The organism is Jeotgalibacillus alimentarius (assembly GCF_000829445.1).
In the GTDB taxonomy this organism is placed as follows: Bacteria; Bacillota; Bacilli; order Bacillales; family Jeotgalibacillaceae; genus Jeotgalibacillus; species Jeotgalibacillus alimentarius.
Genome location: NZ_JXRQ01000017.1, coordinates 67,218 through 89,959, shown reverse-complemented (window position 1 = coordinate 89,959; position 22,742 = coordinate 67,218). Strand labels below are relative to the sequence as shown.

At 43.1% G+C, this 22,742-nt stretch carries 26 protein-coding genes; 9 read left to right on the top strand and 17 right to left on the bottom strand.

The features are described from left to right. Nucleotides 1-324: 324 nt before the first annotated feature. Nucleotides 325-2,307 carry a S9 family peptidase gene (locus tag KP77_RS07685; RefSeq protein ID WP_041122141.1) on the bottom strand — a complete coding sequence of 661 codons (1,983 nt, stop codon included), beginning with the start codon at nt 2,305-2,307 and terminating at the stop codon, nt 325-327. Nucleotides 2,308-2,469: 162 nt separating this feature from the next. Here KP77_RS07685 and KP77_RS07680 point away from each other — a divergent pair, with 162 nt between their 5' ends. After that, the gene (locus tag KP77_RS07680) at nt 2,470-2,865 is read left to right on the top strand and encodes a hypothetical protein (protein ID WP_041122140.1); all 396 of its coding nucleotides are present in this window, start codon (nt 2,470-2,472) and stop codon (nt 2,863-2,865) included. Here KP77_RS07680 and KP77_RS07675 read toward each other — a convergent pair. Further along, the gene (locus tag KP77_RS07675) at nt 2,805-3,446 is read right to left on the bottom strand and encodes a competence protein ComK (RefSeq protein WP_041122139.1); all 642 of its coding nucleotides are present in this window, start codon (nt 3,444-3,446) and stop codon (nt 2,805-2,807) included. The genes KP77_RS07680 and KP77_RS07675 overlap by 61 nt on opposite strands. A gap of 208 nt (nt 3,447-3,654) precedes the next feature. Between KP77_RS07675 and KP77_RS07670 the strand changes: the two genes are divergently transcribed. From KP77_RS07670 to KP77_RS07660, 3 genes are all read left to right on the top strand, one after another. Continuing rightward, a complete protein-coding gene (locus KP77_RS07670; protein WP_041122138.1) occupies nt 3,655-3,894 on the top strand; it encodes an IDEAL domain-containing protein in 240 nt (79 codons plus the stop codon). Nucleotides 3,895-4,042: 148 nt separating this feature from the next. Further along, the gene (locus KP77_RS07665) at nt 4,043-4,417 is read left to right on the top strand and encodes a DUF998 domain-containing protein (RefSeq protein ID WP_041122137.1); all 375 of its coding nucleotides are present in this window, start codon (nt 4,043-4,045) and stop codon (nt 4,415-4,417) included. A 74-nt stretch (nt 4,418-4,491) separates the two neighbouring features. Further along, nucleotides 4,492-4,980 (top strand): hypothetical protein, encoded by a 489-nt coding sequence (locus KP77_RS07660; protein WP_041122136.1) that lies wholly within the window; start codon nt 4,492-4,494, stop codon nt 4,978-4,980. Here the strand turns inward: KP77_RS07660 and KP77_RS07655 are convergent. The 4 genes from KP77_RS07655 to KP77_RS07640 form a co-directional block, all read right to left on the bottom strand. Further along, complete coding sequence (locus tag KP77_RS07655) at nt 4,977-5,369, bottom strand: thiol-disulfide oxidoreductase DCC family protein (protein WP_041122135.1); 393 nt, start codon at nt 5,367-5,369, stop codon at nt 4,977-4,979. The two genes, KP77_RS07660 and KP77_RS07655, sit on opposite strands and share 4 nt — an antisense overlap. Then, nucleotides 5,369-6,187 carry a YihY/virulence factor BrkB family protein gene (locus tag KP77_RS07650; RefSeq protein WP_052474031.1) on the bottom strand — a complete coding sequence of 273 codons (819 nt, stop codon included), beginning with the start codon at nt 6,185-6,187 and terminating at the stop codon, nt 5,369-5,371. Before KP77_RS07650 ends, KP77_RS07655 begins: the two co-directional genes overlap by 1 nt. A 70-nt stretch (nt 6,188-6,257) precedes the next feature. Continuing rightward, complete coding sequence (locus KP77_RS07645; RefSeq protein WP_041122134.1) at nt 6,258-6,563, bottom strand: AzlD domain-containing protein; 306 nt, start codon at nt 6,561-6,563, stop codon at nt 6,258-6,260. Continuing rightward, entirely contained in the window at nt 6,560-7,279 is a 720-nt protein-coding gene (locus KP77_RS07640) for an AzlC family ABC transporter permease (protein WP_041122133.1), read from the bottom strand. The genes KP77_RS07645 and KP77_RS07640 overlap by 4 nt, the downstream gene beginning before the upstream one ends. Before the next feature lie 103 nt (nt 7,280-7,382). Between KP77_RS07640 and KP77_RS07635 the strand changes: the two genes are divergently transcribed. Then, a complete protein-coding gene (locus KP77_RS07635) occupies nt 7,383-7,949 on the top strand; it encodes a helix-turn-helix domain-containing protein (protein WP_407637918.1) in 567 nt (188 codons plus the stop codon). A 58-nt stretch (nt 7,950-8,007) separates the two neighbouring features. Here KP77_RS07635 and KP77_RS07630 read toward each other — a convergent pair whose 3' ends face one another. Next, complete coding sequence (locus tag KP77_RS07630; protein ID WP_041122131.1) at nt 8,008-8,784, bottom strand: enoyl-CoA hydratase-related protein; 777 nt, start codon at nt 8,782-8,784, stop codon at nt 8,008-8,010. A 148-nt stretch (nt 8,785-8,932) separates the two neighbouring features. Between KP77_RS07630 and KP77_RS07625 the strand changes: the two genes are divergently transcribed. Together KP77_RS07625 and KP77_RS07620 are read left to right on the top strand one after the other, a co-directional pair. Next, the gene (locus KP77_RS07625; protein WP_052474030.1) at nt 8,933-10,558 is read left to right on the top strand and encodes an ABC1 kinase family protein; all 1,626 of its coding nucleotides are present in this window, start codon (nt 8,933-8,935) and stop codon (nt 10,556-10,558) included. A 5-nt stretch (nt 10,559-10,563) separates the two neighbouring features. Continuing rightward, nucleotides 10,564-10,815: a hypothetical protein gene (locus tag KP77_RS07620; protein ID WP_041122130.1), complete on the top strand. Its 252-nt coding sequence runs from the start codon at nt 10,564-10,566 to the stop codon at nt 10,813-10,815. Nucleotides 10,816-11,132: 317 nt separating this feature from the next. Here KP77_RS07620 and KP77_RS07615 read toward each other — a convergent pair whose 3' ends face one another. From KP77_RS07615 to KP77_RS07605, 3 genes are all read right to left on the bottom strand, one after another. After that, nucleotides 11,133-12,686: a fatty acid--CoA ligase family protein gene (locus tag KP77_RS07615; protein ID WP_041122129.1), complete on the bottom strand. Its 1,554-nt coding sequence runs from the start codon at nt 12,684-12,686 to the stop codon at nt 11,133-11,135. Between the two features lie 191 nt (nt 12,687-12,877). Then, nucleotides 12,878-13,870, bottom strand: coding sequence for a lipoate--protein ligase (locus KP77_RS07610; RefSeq protein WP_041122128.1), 993 nt, complete (start codon nt 13,868-13,870; stop codon nt 12,878-12,880). Then, complete coding sequence (locus KP77_RS07605; RefSeq protein WP_041122127.1) at nt 13,854-14,618, bottom strand: MBL fold metallo-hydrolase; 765 nt, start codon at nt 14,616-14,618, stop codon at nt 13,854-13,856. The genes KP77_RS07610 and KP77_RS07605 overlap by 17 nt, the downstream gene beginning before the upstream one ends. Before the next feature lie 175 nt (nt 14,619-14,793). On the opposite strand from KP77_RS07605, the gene yhfH reads away from it, so the two are divergent. Beyond that, the gene (gene yhfH / locus KP77_RS17825; protein WP_084218653.1) at nt 14,794-14,922 is read left to right on the top strand and encodes a protein YhfH; all 129 of its coding nucleotides are present in this window, start codon (nt 14,794-14,796) and stop codon (nt 14,920-14,922) included. Nucleotides 14,923-14,946: 24 nt separating this feature from the next. Here the strand turns inward: yhfH and hemY are convergent, their stop codons facing one another. The 3 genes from hemY to hemE all read right to left on the bottom strand — a co-directional run bounded on the left by hemY (nt 14,947) and on the right by hemE (nt 18,667). Then, nucleotides 14,947-16,353 carry a protoporphyrinogen oxidase gene (hemY, locus tag KP77_RS07600; RefSeq protein WP_152614696.1) on the bottom strand — a complete coding sequence of 469 codons (1,407 nt, stop codon included), beginning with the start codon at nt 16,351-16,353 and terminating at the stop codon, nt 14,947-14,949. 262 nt (nt 16,354-16,615) lie between these two features. Further along, nucleotides 16,616-17,545, bottom strand: coding sequence for a ferrochelatase (hemH, locus tag KP77_RS07595; protein WP_041122125.1), 930 nt, complete (start codon nt 17,543-17,545; stop codon nt 16,616-16,618). A 90-nt stretch (nt 17,546-17,635) separates the two neighbouring features. Continuing rightward, entirely contained in the window at nt 17,636-18,667 is a 1,032-nt protein-coding gene (gene hemE / locus KP77_RS07590; protein ID WP_041122124.1) for a uroporphyrinogen decarboxylase, read from the bottom strand. Nucleotides 18,668-18,920: 253 nt separating this feature from the next. On the opposite strand from hemE, the gene KP77_RS07585 reads away from it, so the two are divergent. Continuing rightward, a complete protein-coding gene (locus KP77_RS07585) occupies nt 18,921-19,439 on the top strand; it encodes an antibiotic biosynthesis monooxygenase family protein (RefSeq protein ID WP_327063110.1) in 519 nt (172 codons plus the stop codon). Nucleotides 19,440-19,467: 28 nt separating this feature from the next. On the opposite strand, the gene KP77_RS07580 is transcribed toward KP77_RS07585, so the two are convergent. The 4 genes from KP77_RS07580 to KP77_RS07565 all read right to left on the bottom strand — a co-directional run bounded on the left by KP77_RS07580 (nt 19,468) and on the right by KP77_RS07565 (nt 22,650). After that, the gene (locus KP77_RS07580; protein WP_327063109.1) at nt 19,468-20,109 is read right to left on the bottom strand and encodes a response regulator; all 642 of its coding nucleotides are present in this window, start codon (nt 20,107-20,109) and stop codon (nt 19,468-19,470) included. Between the two features lies 1 nt (nt 20,110). Then, on the bottom strand, nt 20,111-21,154 hold the full coding sequence (locus KP77_RS07575) for a sensor histidine kinase (RefSeq protein WP_041122123.1): 1,044 nt from the start codon (nt 21,152-21,154) through the stop codon (nt 20,111-20,113). A gap of 9 nt (nt 21,155-21,163) precedes the next feature. Continuing rightward, nucleotides 21,164-21,958 (bottom strand): cell wall-active antibiotics response protein LiaF, encoded by a 795-nt coding sequence (liaF, locus tag KP77_RS07570; RefSeq protein WP_041122122.1) that lies wholly within the window; start codon nt 21,956-21,958, stop codon nt 21,164-21,166. Between the two features lie 92 nt (nt 21,959-22,050). Then, nucleotides 22,051-22,650: a phosphatase PAP2 family protein gene (locus KP77_RS07565; protein WP_041122121.1), complete on the bottom strand. Its 600-nt coding sequence runs from the start codon at nt 22,648-22,650 to the stop codon at nt 22,051-22,053. Between the last annotated feature and the right edge of the window lie 92 nt (nt 22,651-22,742).

Genomic DNA, 22,742 nt, shown 5'->3' with positions numbered 1-22,742 from the left:
AAAAGCCTCTAAAAAGGGGCCGGTTCATTTACGCTCCAGGCGTAGGCTTTCCGGACGGCGGCCGCTAATCGTCCCGGAGTCCACGCCTTCCGCTACAATGAACCTAGTTTTTCAATAAAAATTTTACAATTAAAAGGAAGATGGCGCTTGAGATTAAGAGCGCCATCTTCCTTTTATATAGAATTCTTTTGAAAATATACGAGTTTTAAGGCCCTTCAGAGGTGTTCCAGTTTTTAATCGTGCGCTACGCTGCGCTAAGATTCCAATCATAAATCTCATAAAAATATATGACTATACTACGATATAGTATCAATTGTTCTTCACTTAGATATATTCATTCATCCATCCTGTCAGGTGGTTCAGTCTTTCGAGTCTGAGTTCAGGTTTTCCGGTTCTTGACAGGTTGTGGTCGGATTCCGGGAATCTGACAAGGCGTGTCTTTTTCTCTTTTCGCTTAAGGGCAATATAAAGCTGTTCCGCCTGTTCGATCGGACAGCGGTAATCATTTTCGCTGTGCAGGATTAACAGTGGCGTTTTAATCTGATCAGCATAAGCGAGCGGTGAATGCTTCCATAGTGTATCAATATCACCAAGGTCCGCCTGGATCTGCCATTCACTGAAGTAGTAACCAATATCACTGACACCGTAGAAGCTGATCCAGTTACTGATGCAGCGCTGCGTGACGGCTGCTTTAAAGCGGTCAGTATGGCCTGTGATCCAATTGGTCATGAAGCCGCCGTAGCTTCCGCCAGTCACACCAAGGCGGTCGCGGTCGATGAAGTCAAACTGCTCAAGCGCCCCATCTACTGCTGCCATCAGGTCGCGGTAATCTCCGCCACCATAATCTCCTCTTACAGCATTTACGAACTCCTGGCCGTAGCCGTGGCTGCCGCGCGGGTTAGTATATAAAACTGCATTGCCCTGAGATGCCAACAGCTGCATTTCATGGAAGAAAGTATTGGCATACATAGCGTGAGGTCCACCGTGGATATTTAAGATCATTGGTGCTTTTTCACCTTCAGTATATCCGGCAGGCTTCATAAACCAGCCGTGGACAGTATAACCATCTGTACTTTCATACGATACAGACTCCGGTGCAACAATTTCAACTTCTTCAAGCAGGCCGCTGTTCACGTTTGTTACCTGCTCTGCTTTACCTGTTGTTACATGAATCAGATGCAGATCTCCCGGATTCTCAGTTGTACTGATTGCAGCTGCAATTTTTTGTGAATCCCCGTGGACATCAAAGCCATACACATGATGGTTTCCTTCATATGCCGGGTACACTTCACCTTCAGTTGAAGCATAATACAGGTTGACATTCCCCTGATCAGTGATGACGAAGTAAAGGCTCTGATTATCAGCCCATACAGCTCCCTGAACACCAGCGCCCTGTTGAATATCACCAATGGCATAATCCCCGACCGGTGCATCAATGCCTTCAGTCAGGCATTCTGCAACACCCGATGTCTGATTCCTGATCCAGAGTTCACTGTGTGTCGCATTTTCATATGTTCTGCCTGAAGCTGTAAAAGCAAGCTGATCGCCTTCAGGTGACCATGCAGCAAATCCGACGTATCCTTCAGCAGTCTGAATATGCTCTCTGCTCCCGTCTGCAAGGTTGTAGAGATACAGTTCATTATTAAATGAAAAGTCCTTATCCTCTGCATCTGCGTCTGTTGTAAAGGCAAGCTGGCTGCCATCAGGTGACCACGCAAGTAATGAGTAGCTGTCCTCACCTTTTGTCAGCTGATTCAGCTCCTCCGTTTTTAGATCAATGATGGCAATCTGCTGTTTTTTATCGTCAAGCAGACCTGCTCCATCTGCTTTGTATTTCATTGAATCTGTCACAAATGGCTTCAGCTTTTCCTTTTCTTCTTTCTTATCTTCATTCTTTTCTGTAAGAGAGTCTGTCGGCTCAAGAGATACATGAAAAGCAAGCTTGCCGCTGCACGGTGACCAGACCGGGTTACCTGCCCCATTTTCTGTCTCTGTTACCTGCTTCGCCTCCCCGCCTTTTACCGGCAGTACGTATACCTGGTTTTTTCCTGAGCGGTTGGATACGAACGCAACCTTTTTGCCGTCCGGTGACCATCTTGGGGAAGATACTCTGTGATCTCCATATGTCCACTGCTGTAATTCTTCACTTTCCTGATTGTATAAAAACAGGTTTGATGCATATGTATGTTCTTCACTAATATGTGTTTTGACGAATATAACGTTCTCTCCGTCCGGTGACCAGCGCGGATCGGTCAGTGATTCGATTTTATACAGGTCTTCCGCTGTAATATGGCGCTTTTGTGTCATGAAATCTCCTCCGGTGTACCAAATATTTCGGTTATCGAGATAAACCGCTTGTTCTATTATCAGATTAATTTGTGAATAATGCAAATATATTTCAGTTGTAACTTTTTAAAATCTGTGTACAATAATATAGAACACACGTTCGTTTTAGAGGAGGAGATTTCAATGACAAAGATTCCGCCTGAGGATCGGGACCGGCTTGAGAATGCTTTTTATCTGCCAATGGTACTGAAGGTTCTTGAACGCGATCAGATTGTGATTGAAAAGAGTGGTGTAAAACTCCCCAGACCTTATATTGAACTGATAGAAGAAACCATGATTGCCGTGCAGCGGGAACTCGCTGTTGTGAAGAAGTATATGAAAGATCACGGCATGAAGGTCATCAAACTGAAATCTGATGAAGCTTTTACACTATATCTGTTTGTCTATAAAGGCTACGAGGAGCAGCACAACTATTTCAATCCGCGGCTCAGAAATCACGTCGAGAACCTTTTAAGGTATTATCTGATTGGACGGTTAAAGTCAATGTCCCCGCCGTCATCGGGCTTGATACGGTCCTGAGGGTCTGCATTTTCAATTCTTTCGAGATACTCTGCAAACCCAAAGCGTTTATGCTGCAGTTTCGTTTTATAGGTGTCCTCGGATTTTTCACGTATACCGTTAATATTCTGATGCAGTTTCAGAGATAACACTGAAGCTTTCAGATACTGCAGGTGTGTTGCTCTTCTCGAGATTGGCAGTGTAAGTGTCAGATCGCCTGAGAGCGTAATCGTTGTCTCATTACTGAGGTCGTCATTTTTTTCCATGCTGACCACATGGTGCAGTGCAATCCAGTAGTTCCGTTTGTTAGAGTCCGAATGGGTGGAGAAGAAATAAATATTTGATATAGGATCAATTACGATCGGAGGCTTGTGACTGAAGCTGGTGAGGAATCTCGATGAGGTTTTGCGTCCTTCGTAGGATGAAAAGTAGTATAAGCAGGAATGCTCCATGATTTCCATTGGCTTTGATTCAATTTGAAATGGTCTCCTGTCTTTCTCATAAATAATGGTTCCCCTTAACCGGCCTCCTTCTAACAATGGCTCTAAAAGCATCGTATTCGTATTAATTGTGTAAGTTGACATCGCTGTAATAAATTCCATTTTATCACTCCTTTTTCTGAATATGGGACAATCATATCCTAATTATTATCCAGTTGTATACATAATTTTTTTCAAATATGTTCTTATACCAATGCTGCTACAGCAGCTCTCCGGTGTCAAAAGTAATATTGTCTAAAAATTTAAAACTTTCTGTTGATATTCTCACGGATATTCTCTATAATGAAAAAAAGTAGCAGAGGTGATGAAGATGGAAAACAACAAATCGTTCGCAGAATTCATGAATGAGTCAACCGTCCCTCAGAAACAATCCAGTGAAATGACGATGATGGAGATTTATGTGGATATGGTCCTGAATGAAATCCTAGTCCGTCATCGCAAAGAACAGCTCGTAACAGCAATTAATGAAGCGTTAGACAGCAAAGATCAAGACGCTTTTATGAAGTATTCAGCAGAATTAAATACATTAGAGGACACACACGGTGTGTAGTACTTGAGCCCCCTGCAGACAGGCAACAAATATGCAGGGGGTTCAACTTTTCATCATTTCATAAAATCGTAACCTCTCCACAGTGGCATTTCCAACTGTAATCATGAATAATAGAACTATCTAATAATTCATGATAAGGAGCCCGCTCATGCTGACTGAAGAATTAAACAGTACATTTTTACTGATCATTGAATGGGGATTTGTTGCAGCCGCGCTTGCCGCAATTATATTTATACTTTATTCAATCCGACGTGCTCCGCGTATGAAAACTGCATTTCTATGGCTGGCTGCCCACCTTGGCCTGACGGTCATTGCTTATATTATATTCTGGATGGGTCTTGGAGGCGGTTTTAACGATCCAACTGTTGAAAGTGTATCTGACCAGATTCATTTTCTGCTTGGCGTTGCAGGACTCATTTGGCTGACAGGTATGCTTTGTCTGATCCTAAGCATCCAGTTACTAAAAGATCAGTTCCGCACAAAAAATTACACACCTATACAGAATGATAAAAAAGAAGGCTGAGATGCCTTCTTTTTTCATTCCATCAGTTTCCATTTGTGTTAAAATGGAAGTATCTTTGATTCAGGGAGGATGTTATGCAACCCATTGAACCGGAAGCAATCAATACTCACCAATTTTTATATAAAACTAAAACATCGCCTATTCCAATTGTTTTAATTACAGCATTAATTACACCAAGCCTGATTTTCTCATGGGAATCTCCCGGTTTCCGCTCCATGTTCATCGCTCTTATTTTATTTAATCTCCTCACATTATTCATCCATTTCACGTTTTCTATCAATGAAGGGAAACTGACTTTCAATACATTCTTTATGAAATGGCTTATTTACAGCAGGGACATCTCCCCATCTGACATTAAAGAAGTAAAATTCAAACGTGCAAACTGGGCTGCAAAGCTTGTGCTGATCAAAACAACCAATGGGCTTCCTGTCAGGCTTTTTAATTTTCACCCTGAGTATCTATTCTGGCAGCTGGAACAGTACTGTAAGATCCATAAGGTCCCTTACAAAAAATCCAAAGATTATAAAATTCTTGACGGCTCCTATAAAAAAGACGCAGACTAATCAAGCAGTCTGCGTCTTTCTTCAGGCGTCGGCAGCTTACACGCCTGCTTTTTTCCAAACCAGTGAAATCTGTTTCTTGCAAAAGCGTCATATGCAAGGTTACGGACCGGGCGCGGCACAATCAGCAGCAGTGAAAGCAATTTTACCGGACCATCAAGCGAGCGACAGATTCTGAGTGCAGCATCGGATTTCATATGGAGCTTGTCATCCTCAATCAGCAAAACTGAATCAACCATCGGCGGCACATCGAATGTCTTCCTCATTTTTTGTCCGATTTCCCCCTGTAGTGAAGCAAAGTGAAAGTAACCGGCGCGGTCATGTTTCATGATAAATTGAACGCTCCAGTCACATACATTACAGTCTCCATCAAATAAGACAACAGCAGGCATTATTCACTTCCCCTTTCTTTCCCTTCATTTTCAAATACGTTCAATAATGCGCCAAACAGCAGCACTGCAGCTGTCAGGTAAAACCAGATCATCATGACAACAACAGAAGCGAGCTGACCGTACAGCTGGCTGTAATTACCGTAGCCGACAAATAATGAAAAGCCTTCAGAAATCAACTGCCATGCAATTACCGCAAATATAGCACCCGGAAGTACATCCTTCCAGCTTAAGCCATGCTTTGGCAAATGTCTGTACAGTACCCAGAAGAACACAAATAAAATGACTGTACTGATCCCCCAGCGAAGCGGTGTCCAGATCACAAGCCAGTTTGCTTCAAATAGAAAAGTTTCTTCTGCAATACGCTGAACAATATTTTCAAGCAGTGGAATCAATATGGTCAGCGGCAGAATCAATGCAAATCCGATTGTCAGAAAAAAGTCGTTGAACAGCCCTTTAATATAACTCTCGCGTCTATTAATTTTATAAATGTCTGTCAGTGAACGCACCAGCGACTGTATCGCCATAGAAGCAAGCCAGATCGTAGACAGAAAACTGATTGAAATCACTGTTCCCTGTCCGGAATCAAGAATAGCGGTCAGATTGGTTTCAATCAAACCGTATGTCTCAGGTGGTGCATAGGGTCTGATCACTGTAATCAGATCAGATGAAGTAAAAGGTAAAAAACTCGTACTTGAAACGACCATGATTAAAAATGGAAACAGCGACAGCATGAAATAATAGGCTGTCTGTGCTGCATGATCATAGTACCCTTCTTTAAAAAAACGGCTGCCCGCATATTTCATTCTCTCTATGAACATATCTTTCTCCTCCGGAAACGTTAAGGTGTGCGTTATACCTGTTTTCCCTCAATTAAGAAAAAGTAATCCGTCAGCCGCCCATCAGCATGTAGACAGATAAGAATGCGATGGCTCCAAGTACCACGATCATCACGTCCGCTCCGAGAAAAGCAAGTATAAAAGCAGCCGCCGCGCCTGCAATTCCAAACCAGATATCATCCGGCTGAATGAACAATATTCCCGGGAAGATCAGTGCGCCTAGTACTGCATAAGGAATATTTTTCAGAACACCCTGGAAAAATGGCGGAAGCTCCTTTCCTTCAAGTACAGTCAGGGGTAATACCCTTGGAATATAAGTCACAATTGCCATACCAATAATAATCAGCACCATATTCATTTCAACGCTGCCCCCTTCCTCAATCCTGTTAACACTTCTACTGCCATCGCTGAAATCAGTGTAGATGCGGCAATTGCCCACCCTGTATCAAGCAGGCCCGTTAAAGTAAACATACTGTTTAACACAGCAGCAAGCCCCGCCAGATAAGCTACTTTCATTTCTTTTTTGAGTGAAGGAACGAGAAGACCGACAAACATGGCATAAAGTGCAATTGACATAGCCTGCTGCAGAAATTCAGGCAGACTGGCACCGATCACATGTCCGATACCTGTATTCACCACCCAGCTTCCATAAGCAATCAGCATGACCCCAAGAGCAAACCCTGTCGTCGTCTTCCCTTCCCTCGTAGCAATAACAGTAAAGGTTTCATCTGTCAGGCCAAACGCATATAGTGATTTTTTTGCCCGCGTTTCAGGTTCCATTTTTTCATTTAAAGAAGCAGACATGAGAAAGTGGCGGATATTGACGATGAATGTATTAAAAATGATAACAGCAGCTCCGGCTCCCGCTGCAATAAGAGATAGTGAGATGTATTGTGCCGCTCCTGCAAAAACGAGCAGGCTCATCAGCACTGATTCAAATAGTGTTAACCCTGTCGTTTTAGCGAGCAGGCCAAATGTAAGTGCAACGGGCAGATATCCGACTGCAATGCTTATACCTGCCTTAATTCCTGCTTTGAAACCTGATTTCTGTTCGCTGACTGCAGCCATTTGCATAAATAAACTCCTTCCTCTTTCTATATATATCATTTACAATAGATGCAACGAGATAGTTTTACTATATTGTACATTCGTATAATATAATAAACAACCTGAAGAGGTGAACTTTTTGGATGAAATAAAAAAACAGCTAGGCGGTAACCTGAAGCTGCTTAGAAAAAACAGAGACTTGTCTCTCGACAGGCTTGCACAATTGACAGGGGTAAGTAAAGCGATGCTCGGTCAAATCGAACGCGGTGATGCAAACCCATCGGTCGGAACGATCTGGAAAATTGCCAATGGGTTAAAAATTTCATTCTCATCACTGCTTGCCTCTCCAGTCAGTGATGTTACCGTGATCCGTGCTGAAACGGTCGAGATGCTTGAAGAAAATAACGGCAAATATCGCGTGTATCCTATTTTTACATTTGACCCTGTCAGGCAATGGGAGGGCTACAGAATAGAGCTGGATCCTGGATGCCTTTACAACAGTGACAGTCACAGCAGCGGTGTTGAAGAGTATATGACAGTCATTGAAGGAGAGCTCATGATCACCGTTTCAGGGACTGATTATACGCTAAAAAGCGGTGATTCAATCCGATTCAAGGCCGATCAGCCTCACGATTATCATAATAAAGGTGAAATCCGCACAGTTTGCCAGATGGTGATTCATTATACTGAAGGCTGACTGCTTCATAGGAAAAGCTCATTGTCCCGGGGACAATGAGCTTTTCCTATTCATACATTTATTTCCCTTTAAACTCCGGCTTCCTTTTTTCAGAAAAAGCAATCAGTGCTTCTACTCTGTCTTCTGTCGGGATCGTGATTTCATAAGCTTTTCTTTCAATCTTCAATCCTGTCTGAAGATCAGCATTCATCCCGGCCTTAATGGCATACTTTGCCTGCTGCAGTGCAATCGGTCCGTTAGCAAGCATCGCCTTTGCCAGTAAAAGTACTTCTTCATGCAACGCTTCTTTTTCGACTGCTTTTGTCAGCAGACCATAACTTAGTGCCTCTTCTCCAGTAAATCTCTTTGCTGTTAGAATCAATTCCATCGCTTTCGCTTCACCAATCACTCTCGGAAGCCTCTGTGTGCCGCCTGCCCCTGGAATAATGGCCAGACTTGTTTCTGTCAGCCCCATTTTAGCTTCCCTGTCTGCCAGCCTGAAATCACATGCTAAAGCAAGCTCCATTCCGCCTCCAAAGGCATGGCCGTTGATCTCAGCAATAACCGGCTGCGGAAGTGCTTCAATGGTACTGAACACTTCCCCGATTTTATATATGTTTCGTTTCACCTGCTGTTCAGTAAGGGTTTTTCTTTCTTTCAGATCTGCACCGACACTGAATGCCCTGTCTCCCGCTCCCCGTATAATCACAACTCTTACATCCGGATTAATCCGCAGCGCTTCTGCAGTCTGACCAAGCTCTGATAACATTTGATAATTGAAAGCATTCATTGACTCCGGCCGGTTGAGCGTAATGATTGCAAGTCCCTCTTTCTGTTCTAATTGAATCGTCTCCATGACTGTTTCCTCCTTAATATATGTAAGCCCTTTCATTCACTTATTGTAGCATTCACTGCCGTTTCATGCACATTCATATCCGTTTAAGAAACGTTCCGCGTGGTAAACTGTAATTAGCTGATTGCAGGCAGGGAAGAAGGTGTTTGTGATGAAAAAAATAGCTGCATACCGCATTTATAAGATTGTAACGATGGCCGTGAAGTTTTTTCTACAGGTCTATTTTTTCAACCGCAGATACCGTGGCAGGTGGGACCCTTCTGTTGAAAAGAAATGGTCTGACCTTGCAGGTAAACAGGCCAGGGAATATAAACAGACTGCATTAAAACTTGAGGGTTTAATGATAAAAGTTGGACAATTTTTATCTACCCGGGCCGATATTATGCCGCGATCCTTCATCTTAGAGCTTGAGGGCTTAACGGACAGAGTACCCCCGGTTCCCTGGGAAAAAGCAAAAGAAGTCATTGAAAGTGAATGGAATACAGATTACGGCAGCATGGTTCATAAAATATCAGAAAAGCCTGTTGCCTCTGCTTCTATTGGTGACGTCTATCATGCCTGGCTTCATAATGGTGATTCAGTTGCCATTAAGGTCCAGCGTCCAGGGATCGACTTTATTATCAGGACAGACTTTAAAGCGTTGAAAATTGTGATCTGGCTTGCTAAGAAGTTTACGAATTTCGGCAAACAGGCTGACCTCGATGCGCTATATGATGAAATGGTTTCTGTCATCGGTGATGAGCTTAACTTTAAAAAAGAGCTTCAAAACGGGGTTGCATTCGGGGAACGCTTTAAGGATACAGAAGGTGTCATTGTTCCGAGGTATTATGAGGAATATACAACACGCCGCGTACTTGTGATGGAATGGATTGAAGGGTCTAAAATCACTGACCTTTCCTTCCTTGATAAGCACAGTCTTAATCGTGAAGATCTTGCAGAAAGACTGCTGCTACTTTTTGTGGATCAGCTTTTAAATGAAGGAATGTTCCACGCAGACCCCCATGGCGGCAATATCTTGATCAAATCCGATGGTACAATTGTGCTGATCGACTTCGGTATGGTAGGCGTTATAAGTAAAAACGATGCTGAAGCTGTTCAGCGGGCAGTAGAAGGTGTTATCTTTGAGCGTTACAGTGAAGTCGTAGGGGCACTTGAAGATATGAAATTTCTGCTTCCTGCTGCAGATCGTGATCTTCTGCAGGAAATTGTTGAAAGAGTTGTCGCTGTCTATAAAAGCGGTGACTGGCAGGATGGCGAGAGTCTGATGATGGAGAAGCTTTTGGAAGATGTCCAGGACATTGTCAGAACACAGCCGATTCAGCTTCCGACTGAATTCGCATTTTTCGGCCGTGCACTGTCAACTTTTACAGGCGTCATTTATACGATTTATCCTGAAGCGGACTTTATTGAAATGGCCCGTCCGACAATTGTCAGATGGGCAGCTGACCGCGGTGGTGAAGGCAATACCTGGCAGACAGTGCTGCGGACAATTCAGCCTTACCTTTCCGCACCTTCTAAAATCCTCGATGCACTTGAGGAGCCGAAGCGTTACAGAAGGTCGATGGAATCATACCGGAAAAAAGAAAGCCGGATGAATGATTTATCAGGAAGACGCCGGGAGACAGTGTATTTTACATTGATTCCCTTAACTGCCCTTCACGGAGCTGTCTTTCTTGAAGAGTGGATCATCGCAGGAGGAGCGGGATTCCTTACGCTTTTTGGACTGCTGCGAATCAGAGCTTTATCTAAAAAAATTCAGACTGATTATGAGGAGTGAATGAGATGATAGAAGAACCGAAAGTGGAACGCGAGCGTAAAGGATCAAAAGGACCTTTTGAAGCAAAGCTTGAAGGACTTGAGGATGGTTACAGGGTAACTGTCCGTGGAAATAAAGAAAAAATACAGCAGCAGCGCCAGGTAAAGCTCTCATTTATTGAATTTTTAAGAAAAGCTGATGTAGCAGGCTACCCGATCTTCTTCCCGTTTAATCTGCTATTGAGATTCTTTTCAGGGTATAAGAAACCGAATATGTAAAGCTATATACTGAAACACTCCGTCCGGATGGATGGAGTGTTTTTTATTTCAGTGATTGGGCCGTGGATGGTCGGGCGGCTGACGTAGTGGCATTATTGCATCACCTTTTGAGTATTTCGTTCAGCAATCCGGATAATTCTATCACCTTTTGGATTTATTCATTCTGCGCTATTTTCCAGTGCAGGAATTCATTCATCTTTTAGATTATTCAATCACCATTCAAGTTTATTCAATCACCTTTCCATTTATTCTAACGCGCAGGTTTTCCTCCCATTAAAAAAGAGACAGGCTCTCCTGTCTCCTCTCACTCATATAAACTATGACTGTTTTACCTGATCGCGCAGTGCACGTCTCAGAATCTTACCTGTTGTGTTCTTTGGCAGTTCTTCGATGAATTCGATAACTGTCGGCACTTTATATTTTGCGAGTTTCTCAGAACAGAATGCCTGAAGATCTTCTTTTGAAACAGATTCATCCTTCAGCACGACATAAGCATGAACTGCTTCACCGAAGTTCGGATCCGGCACGCCTACTACTGCTGCTTCAACAACAGACTCATGTGTATAAAGTACTTCTTCCACCTCACGTGGATACACATTATATCCCCCCACGATGACCATATCTTTCTTACGGTCTACAATATAGAAGTATCCTTCTTCGTCCTGCTTAGCAAGGTCACCTGTATACAGCCAGCCATCACGAATGGCTGCTGACGTTTCTTCAGGCATTTTATAATAACCCTTCATCACATTAGGACCTCTCACGATCAGTTCCCCAACTTCACCAGCAGGAAGCTCATCGCCAAGCTCGTTCACGATTTTGTTTTCTACATTCGTAATTGACGTTCCGATTGATCCGGCTTTCCGGTCTCGGTCTAATGGATTGAAGCACGTCACAGGTGATGCTTCTGAAAGACCATATCCTTCCGAAACTTTCACATTGAATTTGTTTTCAAAGTTTTCAAGCAGTGCAACCGGCATAGAAGCCCCTCCTGAGATACAGAGGCGTACACTTTCAAAGCTTGAGCTGTCTGCTTCAGGGTATTGAAGCAGGAAATTATACATTGTCGGAACCCCTGCAAATACAGTTGCTTTGTATTTCTCAACAACGTCAAAAACATCTTTCGGACTGAATCTAGGTACGATCAGCATCGTCCCACCGTTAATCAGCGGTGCATTAAGTACAACGGTTAATGCAAATACATGGAACATCGGCAGTGTTGTAACAACACGGTCTTCACCAGTAATATTCAGATACTCCGCTGTATCCTTTGCATTTGAATATACATTTTTGTGGCTAAGCATCGCACCCTTTGGCTTGCCTGTCGTTCCTGATGTATAAAGGATAATAGCTGTATCATCTTCATGAAGTTCCGGCCCCTGATACACAGGCTGCTGCTCACTAATGGCCTGAGTAAAAGCTGTCACCTTCCCCTTTACTTCTTCCGGAAGTGCTGCGAGCTTTTCAGCAGTGCCCTCTTCAGTTTCACATACCACATAATGGTTAACTGAAGGTAATGCTGCATGCGCTTTTTCAATAAGAGGTAGTAACAGATCAAGCGCTACGATTGCCTTGACATCGCCATCACGAATAATGTAGGCAATCTCATCCGGCGTATAGATCGGATTGATCGGGATCACTGTTGCACCCGTTCTGAGTGCAGCGTACATGGCAATCACAAAATGCGGAGAGTTGCCAAGCAGCAGTCCAACATGATCTCCTTTTTTAATCCCGATACTGTCAAAGTAGTTAGCCATTTTGTTCACGGCACCATTCAGTTCAGCATATGTAGCTGACTGACCCATAAAATGATAGGCAGTCTTACCGGCGTACTGTCCGGCAGTTTCCTGCAAACGATCTGATAAATTCAACCAATCCATCCCCTTTGTATTTGGTTATATGTCCGCCTTCTTTGTGAATGAACAGTCATTCATTAATGTTCATAAAGAAGCGAATATTCACACTAATTATAACGGAGAGTTGGATCGTTATCAAGATAACGCTTTCATTTGCTTGAATATAAATATAAGACTGAGACAAATCGTCTCAGTCTTAGGAACCCTTAATACAACAAATCAATAAACTCTTCACGGTCTACATTACCGAAGTAGTGTTTCAGATCAACATCTTCAATCGCTTTTTCAATCTCTGCACGCTCATAGCGTGTACCGATCAGCTTCTGTTCAACGTCACTGACATCACCTACACCGAAAAAGTCACCATAGATCTTGCAGTTTTCAATGCTTCCTTTTTCAACATCAAGACGCACATCTATGCTGCCTGCCGGAAAACGGTGTGAATGCTGCAAGTTAAATTTCGGTGATTTACCGAAATTCCACTCCCATTGCTGGTAACGTTCTTCAGACAGCTCATGGATCTTCTTCCAATCTTCTTCAGTCAGCACATACTCTTTAATTTCTTCTTCACTTCCGAAAATGTGTCGCAGAATCAGCTGCTTGAATTCTTCAATCGTTACTTTCTCTTCAAGGAACTCAGAAATATTTGCCACGCGGCTTCTGATTGACTTAATTCCTTTGGATTCAATCTTATCTTTTCTTACTTTTAATGAAGAAACCACATTATCAATTTCAGAATCAAACATCAACGTGCCGTGGCTGAACATTCTTCCTTTTGTGGAAAACTGTGCGTTTCCGGAAATTTTTCTTTCCCCGACTAAAAGGTCATTTCTGCCTTTCAACTCTGCCGGAACACCAATTTGTTTTAAAGCATCTACAACCGGCTCAGTGAACTTCTGGAAGTTATGAAAGCTCTCCCCATCGTCCTTTGTAATAAAGCTGAAGTTTAGGTTTCCAAGATCATGATAGACAGCGCCACCACCTGAGAGACGGCGTACGACCTGAATATTATTCTTTTCAACATAATCAGTATTGATTTCTTCTATCGTATTCTGGTTTTTACCAATAATGATAGATGGGTTATTGATATAAAAAAGAAGATAAGACTCCTCTTCTACATTAAGATTTTTTAGTGCATACTCTTCAATTGCAAGATTGATTTTTGGATCTGTAATTCCTTTATTATCGATAAATAACATCTGATTTTCCTCCCTGATATGTAATAGTCAGTCCGGATGATGCAAGTAATGTTTCACCCTGATATACTTCTTTTGCTTCCTCAAGAAGCTGTTCCAGTTTGCCGAAATGCGGCAAATGACTTAAAACAAGTGTACGTACACCTGCTCTCTCAGCAATCTCTGCTGCTTCGGTACTTGTCATATGACCTGCAGATGATGCGTCCATTCCCTTATAGAAGTTGGATTCTGCAATGAGCAGATCAGCGTTTTTAGCAAACGGGATAAATTCATCCTGGTAAGCCGAATCTGCAGTAAAGACCATTGAACCTGATTTACTTTCAATACGTACAGCATAACATGGCACCGGGTGCACCGTTTTTAAGAACGTGATTGAAAACGGACCTGCCTGTAAAGTCTGATCCGGGTGATAAGCTTCACTTTTCACAAGGTCTTTATAATGAAGTGTATCAAACCCCTGCTGGTCTTCACGATGACCATAGGCTGTCACTTGAAAATCTTTGTTCTGCAGGAAATGCTGAATCAGCAGTGCATGATGCAGTACACCGATATCTGCAGTATGGTCAGCATGATAATGAGTAATGAGCATGGCGTCAAGTTCTTCTGGCGCAATATATTTTTGAAGCTGTGCTAGTACACCACTGCCGCAATCAAGTAACAGCTTAAAATTGTCCTCTTCGATCAGGTAACCTGTGCTGGCTTCTCCTTTATTCGGATAACCGCCCCAAAACCCGACTACTGTGATTTGCATGACAAAGCCTCCTGAATTAAGCATTCTATACCTTTTACTATACTTGAAAAAATCAATCTTTACACTTATCTTCTTTTTTTCAGAATATTCCTTGACTTTACACGCTCTGTTATAATACAATACATTTAACAACTAATTAGTACTATAACAAAACATAAAAGAGAGGCTGATGAACATGCTAGAAAACGTAATGGAATTTTTCAGAAACCTGCCACCTAAGAAATGTGCATCCTGCGGAGAACAAATGGAAGAACAGGCTGAAGCTTACACAACTGTATGCAGCAAGTGTGCAGGAACTCAATAAAAAAAGCGCCTATGGGCGCTTTTTTTATTGGGTAATATAGTTCAGTGCTTTATATGCAGCGGCTTCTCCCTGATCAATACAGTCAGGCAGGCCGATCCCATCGTAAGAAGCACCGGCCAGATAAACACCCGGATAGTTTTTTTCAAGCTCCGTTCTGACAGCAGCCAATCTTTCTCTGTGGCCGACTGTATACTGCGGCATTGCTTTCTTCCAGCGTGTGACGATTGTAAAGTCAGGCTTACTTTTCACTTTAATGATTTTATTCAGATCATCGAGCACAATTTTCTCGATCTGGTCATCTGAAAGATCAACGACAGTTTCATCGCCCGCTCTACCCACGTAACATCTGAGCAGTACTTTTCCTTCAGGCGTTGTATGAGGCCATTTTCTATCAGTCCATGTACACGCAGTAATCGTATAATCACTGTTTCTTGATACCACAAAGCCTGTTCCATCAAGAATATTCTCTACCTCTTCTTGATCAAATGCCATTGCAACCGTTGCAACTGAAGTTGCGGGAATATGTTCAATCTGTTCAAGCAGACCGGAATCTGAAAAGACAGATCCTGCTGTAAAATGAGGCACAGTAAAAATCACACTGTCTGCTTCGATGACGGCTCCGCTGTTTAATGACAGCTGGTAGCGGTCACCACAGCTGATTGATTCTACTCGGGTACCTTTTAAAATGTCACAATCAGACAGCCTGGTTTCCAGTGTTTCAACGAGTGACTCCAGTCCCGTAGATAGCGTTAAGAACATACTTTTCTTTTTTTCACCAGGCTTTCTGTTAGCTGCCGGAGATGTTTTTTTCATTCCTGCAATCAGACTGCGGTGTTCCTGTTCAAGCTTACCGTACTGTGGAAACGTAGATTGAAGGCTGATCTGATCGATATCACCTGCATAAATTCCTGATAACAGTGGTTCAATCAGATTTTCAACGACTTCGTTTCCAAGTCTTCTTCTGAAGAAAGTACCCAGCGATTGATCATCCTGACGGTTAGATTTTGGCAGCACGAAATCTCCTGCCGCTCTCAGCTTGCCAGTGAGTGAGATCAGATCTGTTAGCATAAACGGTCTGATTTGTGTCGGGATCCCCATGATTGCGCCGCCAGGCATTGGATGCAGTTTATCATTTACAAGGATAAATGCCTGACCTGTAGCGTTGGGTACAAGCTTCTCCTCCATTCCAACGTCTGTGATCAGACGGCCCATACTTTTTTTGCGTTCAAGAAAAGAGTCAGGGCCCCGTTCGATGACAAAGCCGTCCTGTACGACAGTTTGAATTTTCCCGCCAAGCCTGTGATTCGCTTCTACGATTGTAATTTCTGCGTCCAGCTGCTCAGTATTTATTTTTTCCTGTGCCCGATATGCAGCGGCCAGGCCTGTTATCCCGCCGCCTACGATCACGATTTTGCGCTTTGACTGTGTCACAGTAATCATCACTTTCTGTAAACTGGATTTTCACTTGTTGTCTGTTAGATCATGCGGTAAGTTGGCTGATGATTTACGCTGCAGGGGGACGCTTTCCGCATGAGCCGGTTTTGGCTCCGGTTCAATCAAGCCTCCTCGTGCTTCGCACTGCATGGTCTTGCCTGTCCGGCTTATCCTGCTGGAGTCGCCACCTGCAGCTCCAATCATCAGCTGTGCTAGAACATAGGCTAACTTTCTTAAGCTATATTGATAGAAAAACTAATTATCCTAATGTCTTCAAAACTTTATCTGTCATTGCATCGATGAATAATGGCTGTGTGTTTGGCATTTCCGGACGGAAGTAATCTGCTCCGATTTCGTCTGTTACAACTTTGCACTCATAATCATTGTCATAAAGGACTTCTAAATGATCAGATACGAATCCAACCGGTGTGTAGACAAATGCCGTATAGCCGTGCTGTTCATGCAGATCTTTTGTCAGATCCTGAACATCAGGGCCGATCCATGGATCAGGCGTATTCCCTTCACTCTGCCAGCCGATTTCGTAATTTTTAACGCCTGCCTGCTCTGCGATCATATCAGCTGTTTCTTTCAACTGGTCCGGATAAGGGTCGCCACCTGCAAGAATTTTTTCAGGCAGACTGTGAGCAGATACGATCAGAACCGCTTTTTTACGTTGCTCATCTGTCATGCTGCTAAATGTAGCCTGCACTTTCTCAGACCAGTACTGAATGAATTTCGGCTCATCATACCAGCTTTCAATTGATACGATTGAAGGTCCGCCGATTTCATCTGCACGGTCTTTTGCACGTTTGTTATATGATTTCACACTGTAAGATGAGAAGTGAGGCGCAAGTACAATCGACACTGCCTCTTCAATGCCGTCTTTTTTCATTTCATCTACTGCATCTTCAACGAACGGTTCAATATGTTTTAAACCAAGATACATGACAAATTCAATCTCGTCCTGCACTTCATTCAGCCTTGCAGTCAGTGCATTTGCCTGCTCTTCTGTGATTCGTGCAAGCGGAGAAATCCCGCCGATTGCACGATAACGGTCTCTCAAGTCTTCAAGCAATTCTTCCGAAGGTTTTCTGCCGCGACGGATATGTGTATAGTAACGTTCCAGATCATCTTCTGAATATGGTGTTCCATATGCCATGACAAGTAGACCCATTTTTTTCTTTGACATTTCAATTCCACCTCATTAGCTAGATTTTTGCTTCTCTATTGTTGTAGCAAACTGTTTACTAAGCTTCCATTTTTCTGCTTTATTAATGTGTTAACGGGCAGTATATTCCTGTACAAATGCTGTCAGCTTTTTCAGTGTCTCTGGCTGTACTTCAGGAAATACACCGTGTCCAAGATTAAAAATATGTCCCGGGTGCTTCATTCCTGCATCAAGAATCGGCTTTACATTTTTCTCGATAATATCCCAATCGCATAACAGCAGTGAAGGATCGAGGTTCCCCTGAACGGTTTTGTTTACACCTTTTTCACGTGCTTCTTCAATCGACAGTCTCCAGTCAAGACCGACTACATCAAGCGGAAGGTCATTCCAGTCTTTAGCAAGATGTGCAGCACCTACCCCATGCATAATCAGAGGAATATTTAATTCTTTCAGTGCAGCAAAGATCTTATCCATATGCGGCTTAATAAATACGCGGAAATCCTGTACATTTAATGTACCTACCCACGAATCAAACAGCTGAATGGTACCTGCGCCTGCATGAACCTGAGCCGTTGTATAACGGATGGTCATCTCTGCAAGCTTGTCCATTAATGCATGCCATGCTGCTGGTTCCTGGTACATAAATGCTTTTGTTTTATGATAATTTTTTGAAGGTCCGCCTTCGATCATGTAACTTGCGAGTGTAAACGGGGCACCGCCAAAACCGATCAGCGGCACATTCAACTGTTCAGTTGTCAGTAATTTTATGGTCTCAAGCACATAAGGAACATCCTCTTCCGGCTCGATCATGCCAAGCTTTTCAATGTCAGCTGCTGAGCGGATCGGATTATCAATCACAGGACCGATACCTGATTTAATTTCCACATCTACACCAATTGCAGGAAGCGGTGTCATAATATCTTTGTATAAAACTGCCGCATCTACACCATAATTCTCAACCGGGAGCCTGGTTACATACGCACACAGCTCAGGCTGATGTGTTATTTCGAATAGCGAGTATTTTTCTTTTATAGCGCGGTACTCAGGCTGCGAACGGCCCGCCTGCCTCATATACCAGACAGGTGTGTGTGACACTTCCTGCCCTCTTGCTGCGCGTAAAAATGTATCGTTAAATGAACTCATAATGAGTAGGATCCACCTTTCAAAATATACTGAATGCAACTTCTCTAAAAGACTGCTTCTTTTTTCGGTCATTATATCCGTTTTTAACTATAGACCTTTTCTATTTCAGTGTACACAAGACACTGTCAAATGTCATAAAATCTCCTCTTTTACATTGATAGAAAAGCATTTCCTTTGGTTTAGGTGAGTAAAAAAGGGTATAAATAAATCAGTGGCTTCCTTTTTTACGGAAGATAAAAATGAAGGAGGATGAATGATGATGAAAAAGATTTATATGACGTTTGGAACACCGGAATTTTTACATAAATTCCAGGAGGAAAATCCTGATGAAACCCTGATTCAGCTATTAGGAGACGATACAGCTCTTTTAGTCCATGAAACTGAGGGTGAAACGCTCTTTAACGAACCGAGAAAATACGAGGCTTTTAGTGAGTCGGGACAGCTGACTGAAAACGGCTTTTTCGTATTCAATAATATCCCTGTTTCTGATGAAGGCAGACCGGTATTTGAGCACCGCTTCAAAAACCGTGCCGGACTGATTGAAGAAGAGCCTGGATTTATTGCAATCCGCGTCCTGAGACCATTGGATTCAGACATTTATGTTGTTCTGACTCAGTGGGAAGATGAAGCTTCCTTTAAAGACTGGCAAAACTCACAGTCCTATAATAAAGCACACGAAAAGCGCGGCACACCTGAAGGCATCGACCATCAGAAAACCATGTTCCCAAGAGCATCATTCGTTACAAAATACGTCGGACAGACAGAACAGTAAAAAAATCGGTGGGCTTCCACCGATTTTTTTATTTATTCCTCAGCAACCCTTTCCGGTTCGCATAAATCGCAGCCTGCGTTCTGTCACTGAGTTCAAGCTTACTTAACACATTACTGACATGCGTCTTAACCGTTTTAATGCCTATGTATAATTCCTCTGCAATTTCCTGATTCGTCAACCCGTCGCCCAGACATTTCAATACGTCCATTTCCCGCTCAGTCAAATCCTCATGAAGAACCCTCTCCTTACTTCTGAAGCGTGTCATTAATTTATTTGCAACCTGCGGCTCAATCACAGACTCTCCCCTCGCTGCCTTATATATAGCATCTAGGATCTGCGGGGCTGAAGACGTTTTTAAGATATAACTGTGTGCGCCTGCTTCAAGCGCAGGAAAGACCTGCTCATCATCATAATAACTGGTCAGAATAATGATTTTTGTATCAGGAAGAAATGAGAGAATTTTTTCAGTCGCTTCGATTCCTGTTCCTCCCTCCATCAGCAGGTCCATCAAAATGACATCAGGATTCGTCTTTCCAGCGAGTACGGCAGCTTCTTTTCCGTTCGTCGCCTCACCAAGAAATTCAATATCCGTCTCTGTCAGCAGGTAGGATTTTATACCGAGTCTGACCATTTCATGATCATCCACTATCATCACTTTTACTTTCTCCAACTTACTCTCCCCCTTCTGTTACAGCAATCCTGATTGTAATATATGTACCTTCACCCTCTTTTGACCGCAGCTCAAACTGTCCACCAATTTCTTCACAGCGCTCTTTCATTGTCTGCAGGCCGTATGAGGTCCACTTCTTCTCATTGACATCAAACCCTGTTCCATTATCTCCAATAAAAAGCTGAAAAAACGTCCCTTTCAGCTCAGATCTGATCGTAATCACTGTAGCGTTCGCATGTCTGAGAATATTTGATACAGCTTCCTGAACGACTCTGAATAAATGTTCATCCGAACTTTCCGGAATCTTATTCATATGCTGAAGGTTCATTGAAAATGTAATCGGCGTTTTTTGTTCAAGTTCGTTCGCAAGCTTTTCAAGCCCTGTGGAGAGTGACTCACCCTTAAGGTCTACCGGTCTCAAATGCAGCAGGAGCGCTCTCATTTCTCCCTGCGCTTTTTCAGCGATCTCTGCTGCCTGGTGAATCAGCTGCTTCGCCTGGCTGTGATCTGTGTCGAGCATTCTCACTGAAGCCGAAGACATCATCGTCATGGCAAAAAGCTGCTGACTGACTGAATCATGCAGATCCCTTGCCAGCCTCTGACGCTCCTCGATGACAGCAGCCTGTTGAGCCTGCTTCTCAAGTGTTAAACGTTCACTTGAAATCCGCTGAAGAGACCTTGCCTGCTCACTCATATTAACGGAGAGTTCATTTAATGATCTTTCGAGAACTGAGAGATCATCCGCATCTTTGATATGAAGCACCTCTCCAGTTTTTCCTGATGAAAGCCTCGCCACAAAGGCGTTCATCTCATCAAGACGCTGGCGCATGATCGTACCTGACCGGATCCCGGTATAGAGTGACATCATCAAAAAAATGATAGCTGTGACAGCAACAACGACCAGTGATGCAGCAGTATCCAGAACCGGTTCTTCAGATAGAAAAATATAGAGCTGCAATACAGTGAAAAGTAAAATGGCGCCATATAACGTAAACCTGATATATTGAAGGATAAACCAGTGATTCAAACTCGCTACTTTAATCATACGCCCTCCTCAGATCCTGTCGATCCGTACAGATCCGACATTCACATCAAGAATGATCTTCACTCTTTTTGGCGCCTCATTAAAATCAGCTGACTGATACGCCAGAGGACGCTCATTTGTTCCTTCTGTACGTCTTTCAAACACAGTATTTTCCCCAACCGCAACCTTAGAAGTAATGTCTACGCTGAGTTCTTCCGGTACAAGCATTTTAATATTGCCGATTCTGACTGTCACATTCAAAAGCGTCTCTCCCTCGGATATATAGGCTTTCTTCAAATCAAATACATAATTGCCGACTGATTTATTCAGCTTCATATTCTCAAGTGCCCAGTTCTCCGATGTGAACGCTTCATTACCGATACTCATTGCATGCTTCATACTTGTTCTTGTAATAGATTCAGCTGCAGTTTTAAAAGAAGCATGATCACCACCGAATCTGTTATTTCCATAGCGCACTTCAATTGAACTCTTCTTCGACAGCATTGACAATGCAAATGCTACCAGCAGTAATGGCCACAGCTTCCAGATCCCGTTATAGCCAAAGGACATTTCTTCTGACAAATAGGATACAGTCAGCAGACCGCCGTATACAGTTAAGATCAATCCAGGGAATATGCCTTTCCGTCTTGTTATAAACTTGATCAGATTAACGATTCCTATCGTCAGGATCAGCACAGGAATGATCAGGCTTGTAACCAGCCCACCGTTGAACTGCAGAATGCCCAGGTTAATCAGTAACAGCAGTAAGCCGAATACAAGAAGAAAACTCGCACATCCCCACTGTTTTTTATTTGTTCCATCCATTCGGTCCCCTGCCTTTCTTCAGACACTTTTCTTCATTGTAAGGTGTCTGCAGTTTGTTGATAAGCATCATGGGCAGGACGCTGCCTCCGTCTTCAGACGGAGGCGCGTCGTTTCATGAGGTACTCGTAGACGAGCAGGCAGACAATTGCGTAGGTATAGCCGAGCAGCCATCCTCCGATGACATCTGTGAAATAATGTGCTTGTTCAGGCATTCTGCTGAGACCTGCAAGGATAGAGATTAAAATGCCGACAGCAAACATTAATGCCTGGCCGGCTGCATCTCCTGACCTTTCAGTAATGAGGTAAATGATCACAATGGCTGCGATCATACTGACCATGGCATGGCCGCTTGGAAAACTGTAGCTTTCTCCTAAAAGCTGATCCGGCCGCGGCCGCTCAGTAAGGCTTTTAATTAACCTGTTTATATAATTGCCTCCCCCGACAGCAAGTAAAACGATCATCATCCCAAGATAATGATTCCGTCTGAACCATAAGTAAAGCACTGCACCAATACTGATCAGTGCTAAAAACCACTCTCCACCCAAGAAGCTGAAAAACAGTAAGAAGTCCAGTCCACTAAAAAATTCTGAGCCGAATTGATCGATATCACCCAGACCATTATCTAAGTTAATCACCAGTAAAACTGCCGCTGCAAAAGTGACAGCTGCCAGTGGATAAAACCATTTTTTCATGCTCATTCCCTCCTCCCTGCCTACTTACATTATATAGCAAGAATCAAATCGTCAAAAGAGTGAAAAAATTCGTTTCCCGTGCTATACTGACT

Excerpts from the sequence above, each read along its gene's own strand:
- KP77_RS07685 (WP_041122141.1), bottom strand. The coding sequence starts at position 2,307 with ATGACACAAAAGCGCCATATTACAGCGGAAGACCTGTATAAAATCGAA.
- KP77_RS07680 (WP_041122140.1), top strand. The coding sequence starts at position 2,470 with ATGACAAAGATTCCGCCTGAGGATCGGGACCGGCTTGAGAATGCTTTT.
- KP77_RS07675 (WP_041122139.1), bottom strand. The coding sequence starts at position 3,446 with ATGGAATTTATTACAGCGATGTCAACTTACACAATTAATACGAATACG.
- KP77_RS07670 (WP_041122138.1), top strand. The coding sequence starts at position 3,655 with ATGGAAAACAACAAATCGTTCGCAGAATTCATGAATGAGTCAACCGTC.
- KP77_RS07665 (WP_041122137.1), top strand. The coding sequence starts at position 4,043 with ATGCTGACTGAAGAATTAAACAGTACATTTTTACTGATCATTGAATGG.
- KP77_RS07660 (WP_041122136.1), top strand. The coding sequence starts at position 4,492 with ATGCAACCCATTGAACCGGAAGCAATCAATACTCACCAATTTTTATAT.
- KP77_RS07655 (WP_041122135.1), bottom strand. The coding sequence starts at position 5,369 with ATGCCTGCTGTTGTCTTATTTGATGGAGACTGTAATGTATGTGACTGG.
- KP77_RS07650 (WP_052474031.1), bottom strand. The coding sequence starts at position 6,187 with ATGTTCATAGAGAGAATGAAATATGCGGGCAGCCGTTTTTTTAAAGAA.
- KP77_RS07645 (WP_041122134.1), bottom strand. The coding sequence starts at position 6,563 with ATGAATATGGTGCTGATTATTATTGGTATGGCAATTGTGACTTATATT.
- KP77_RS07640 (WP_041122133.1), bottom strand. The coding sequence starts at position 7,279 with ATGCAAATGGCTGCAGTCAGCGAACAGAAATCAGGTTTCAAAGCAGGA.
- KP77_RS07630 (WP_041122131.1), bottom strand. The coding sequence starts at position 8,784 with ATGGAGACGATTCAATTAGAACAGAAAGAGGGACTTGCAATCATTACG.
- KP77_RS07625 (WP_052474030.1), top strand. The coding sequence starts at position 8,933 with ATGAAAAAAATAGCTGCATACCGCATTTATAAGATTGTAACGATGGCC.
- KP77_RS07620 (WP_041122130.1), top strand. The coding sequence starts at position 10,564 with ATGATAGAAGAACCGAAAGTGGAACGCGAGCGTAAAGGATCAAAAGGA.
- KP77_RS07610 (WP_041122128.1), bottom strand. The coding sequence starts at position 13,870 with ATGTTATTTATCGATAATAAAGGAATTACAGATCCAAAAATCAATCTT.
- KP77_RS07605 (WP_041122127.1), bottom strand. The coding sequence starts at position 14,618 with ATGCAAATCACAGTAGTCGGGTTTTGGGGCGGTTATCCGAATAAAGGA.
- yhfH (WP_084218653.1), top strand. The coding sequence starts at position 14,794 with ATGCTAGAAAACGTAATGGAATTTTTCAGAAACCTGCCACCTAAGAAA.
- hemH (WP_041122125.1), bottom strand. The coding sequence starts at position 17,545 with ATGTCAAAGAAAAAAATGGGTCTACTTGTCATGGCATATGGAACACCA.
- hemE (WP_041122124.1), bottom strand. The coding sequence starts at position 18,667 with ATGAGTTCATTTAACGATACATTTTTACGCGCAGCAAGAGGGCAGGAA.
- KP77_RS07585 (WP_327063110.1), top strand. The coding sequence starts at position 18,921 with ATGATGATGAAAAAGATTTATATGACGTTTGGAACACCGGAATTTTTA.
- KP77_RS07575 (WP_041122123.1), bottom strand. The coding sequence starts at position 21,154 with ATGATTAAAGTAGCGAGTTTGAATCACTGGTTTATCCTTCAATATATC.
- liaF (WP_041122122.1), bottom strand. The coding sequence starts at position 21,958 with ATGGATGGAACAAATAAAAAACAGTGGGGATGTGCGAGTTTTCTTCTT.
- KP77_RS07565 (WP_041122121.1), bottom strand. The coding sequence starts at position 22,650 with ATGAAAAAATGGTTTTATCCACTGGCAGCTGTCACTTTTGCAGCGGCA.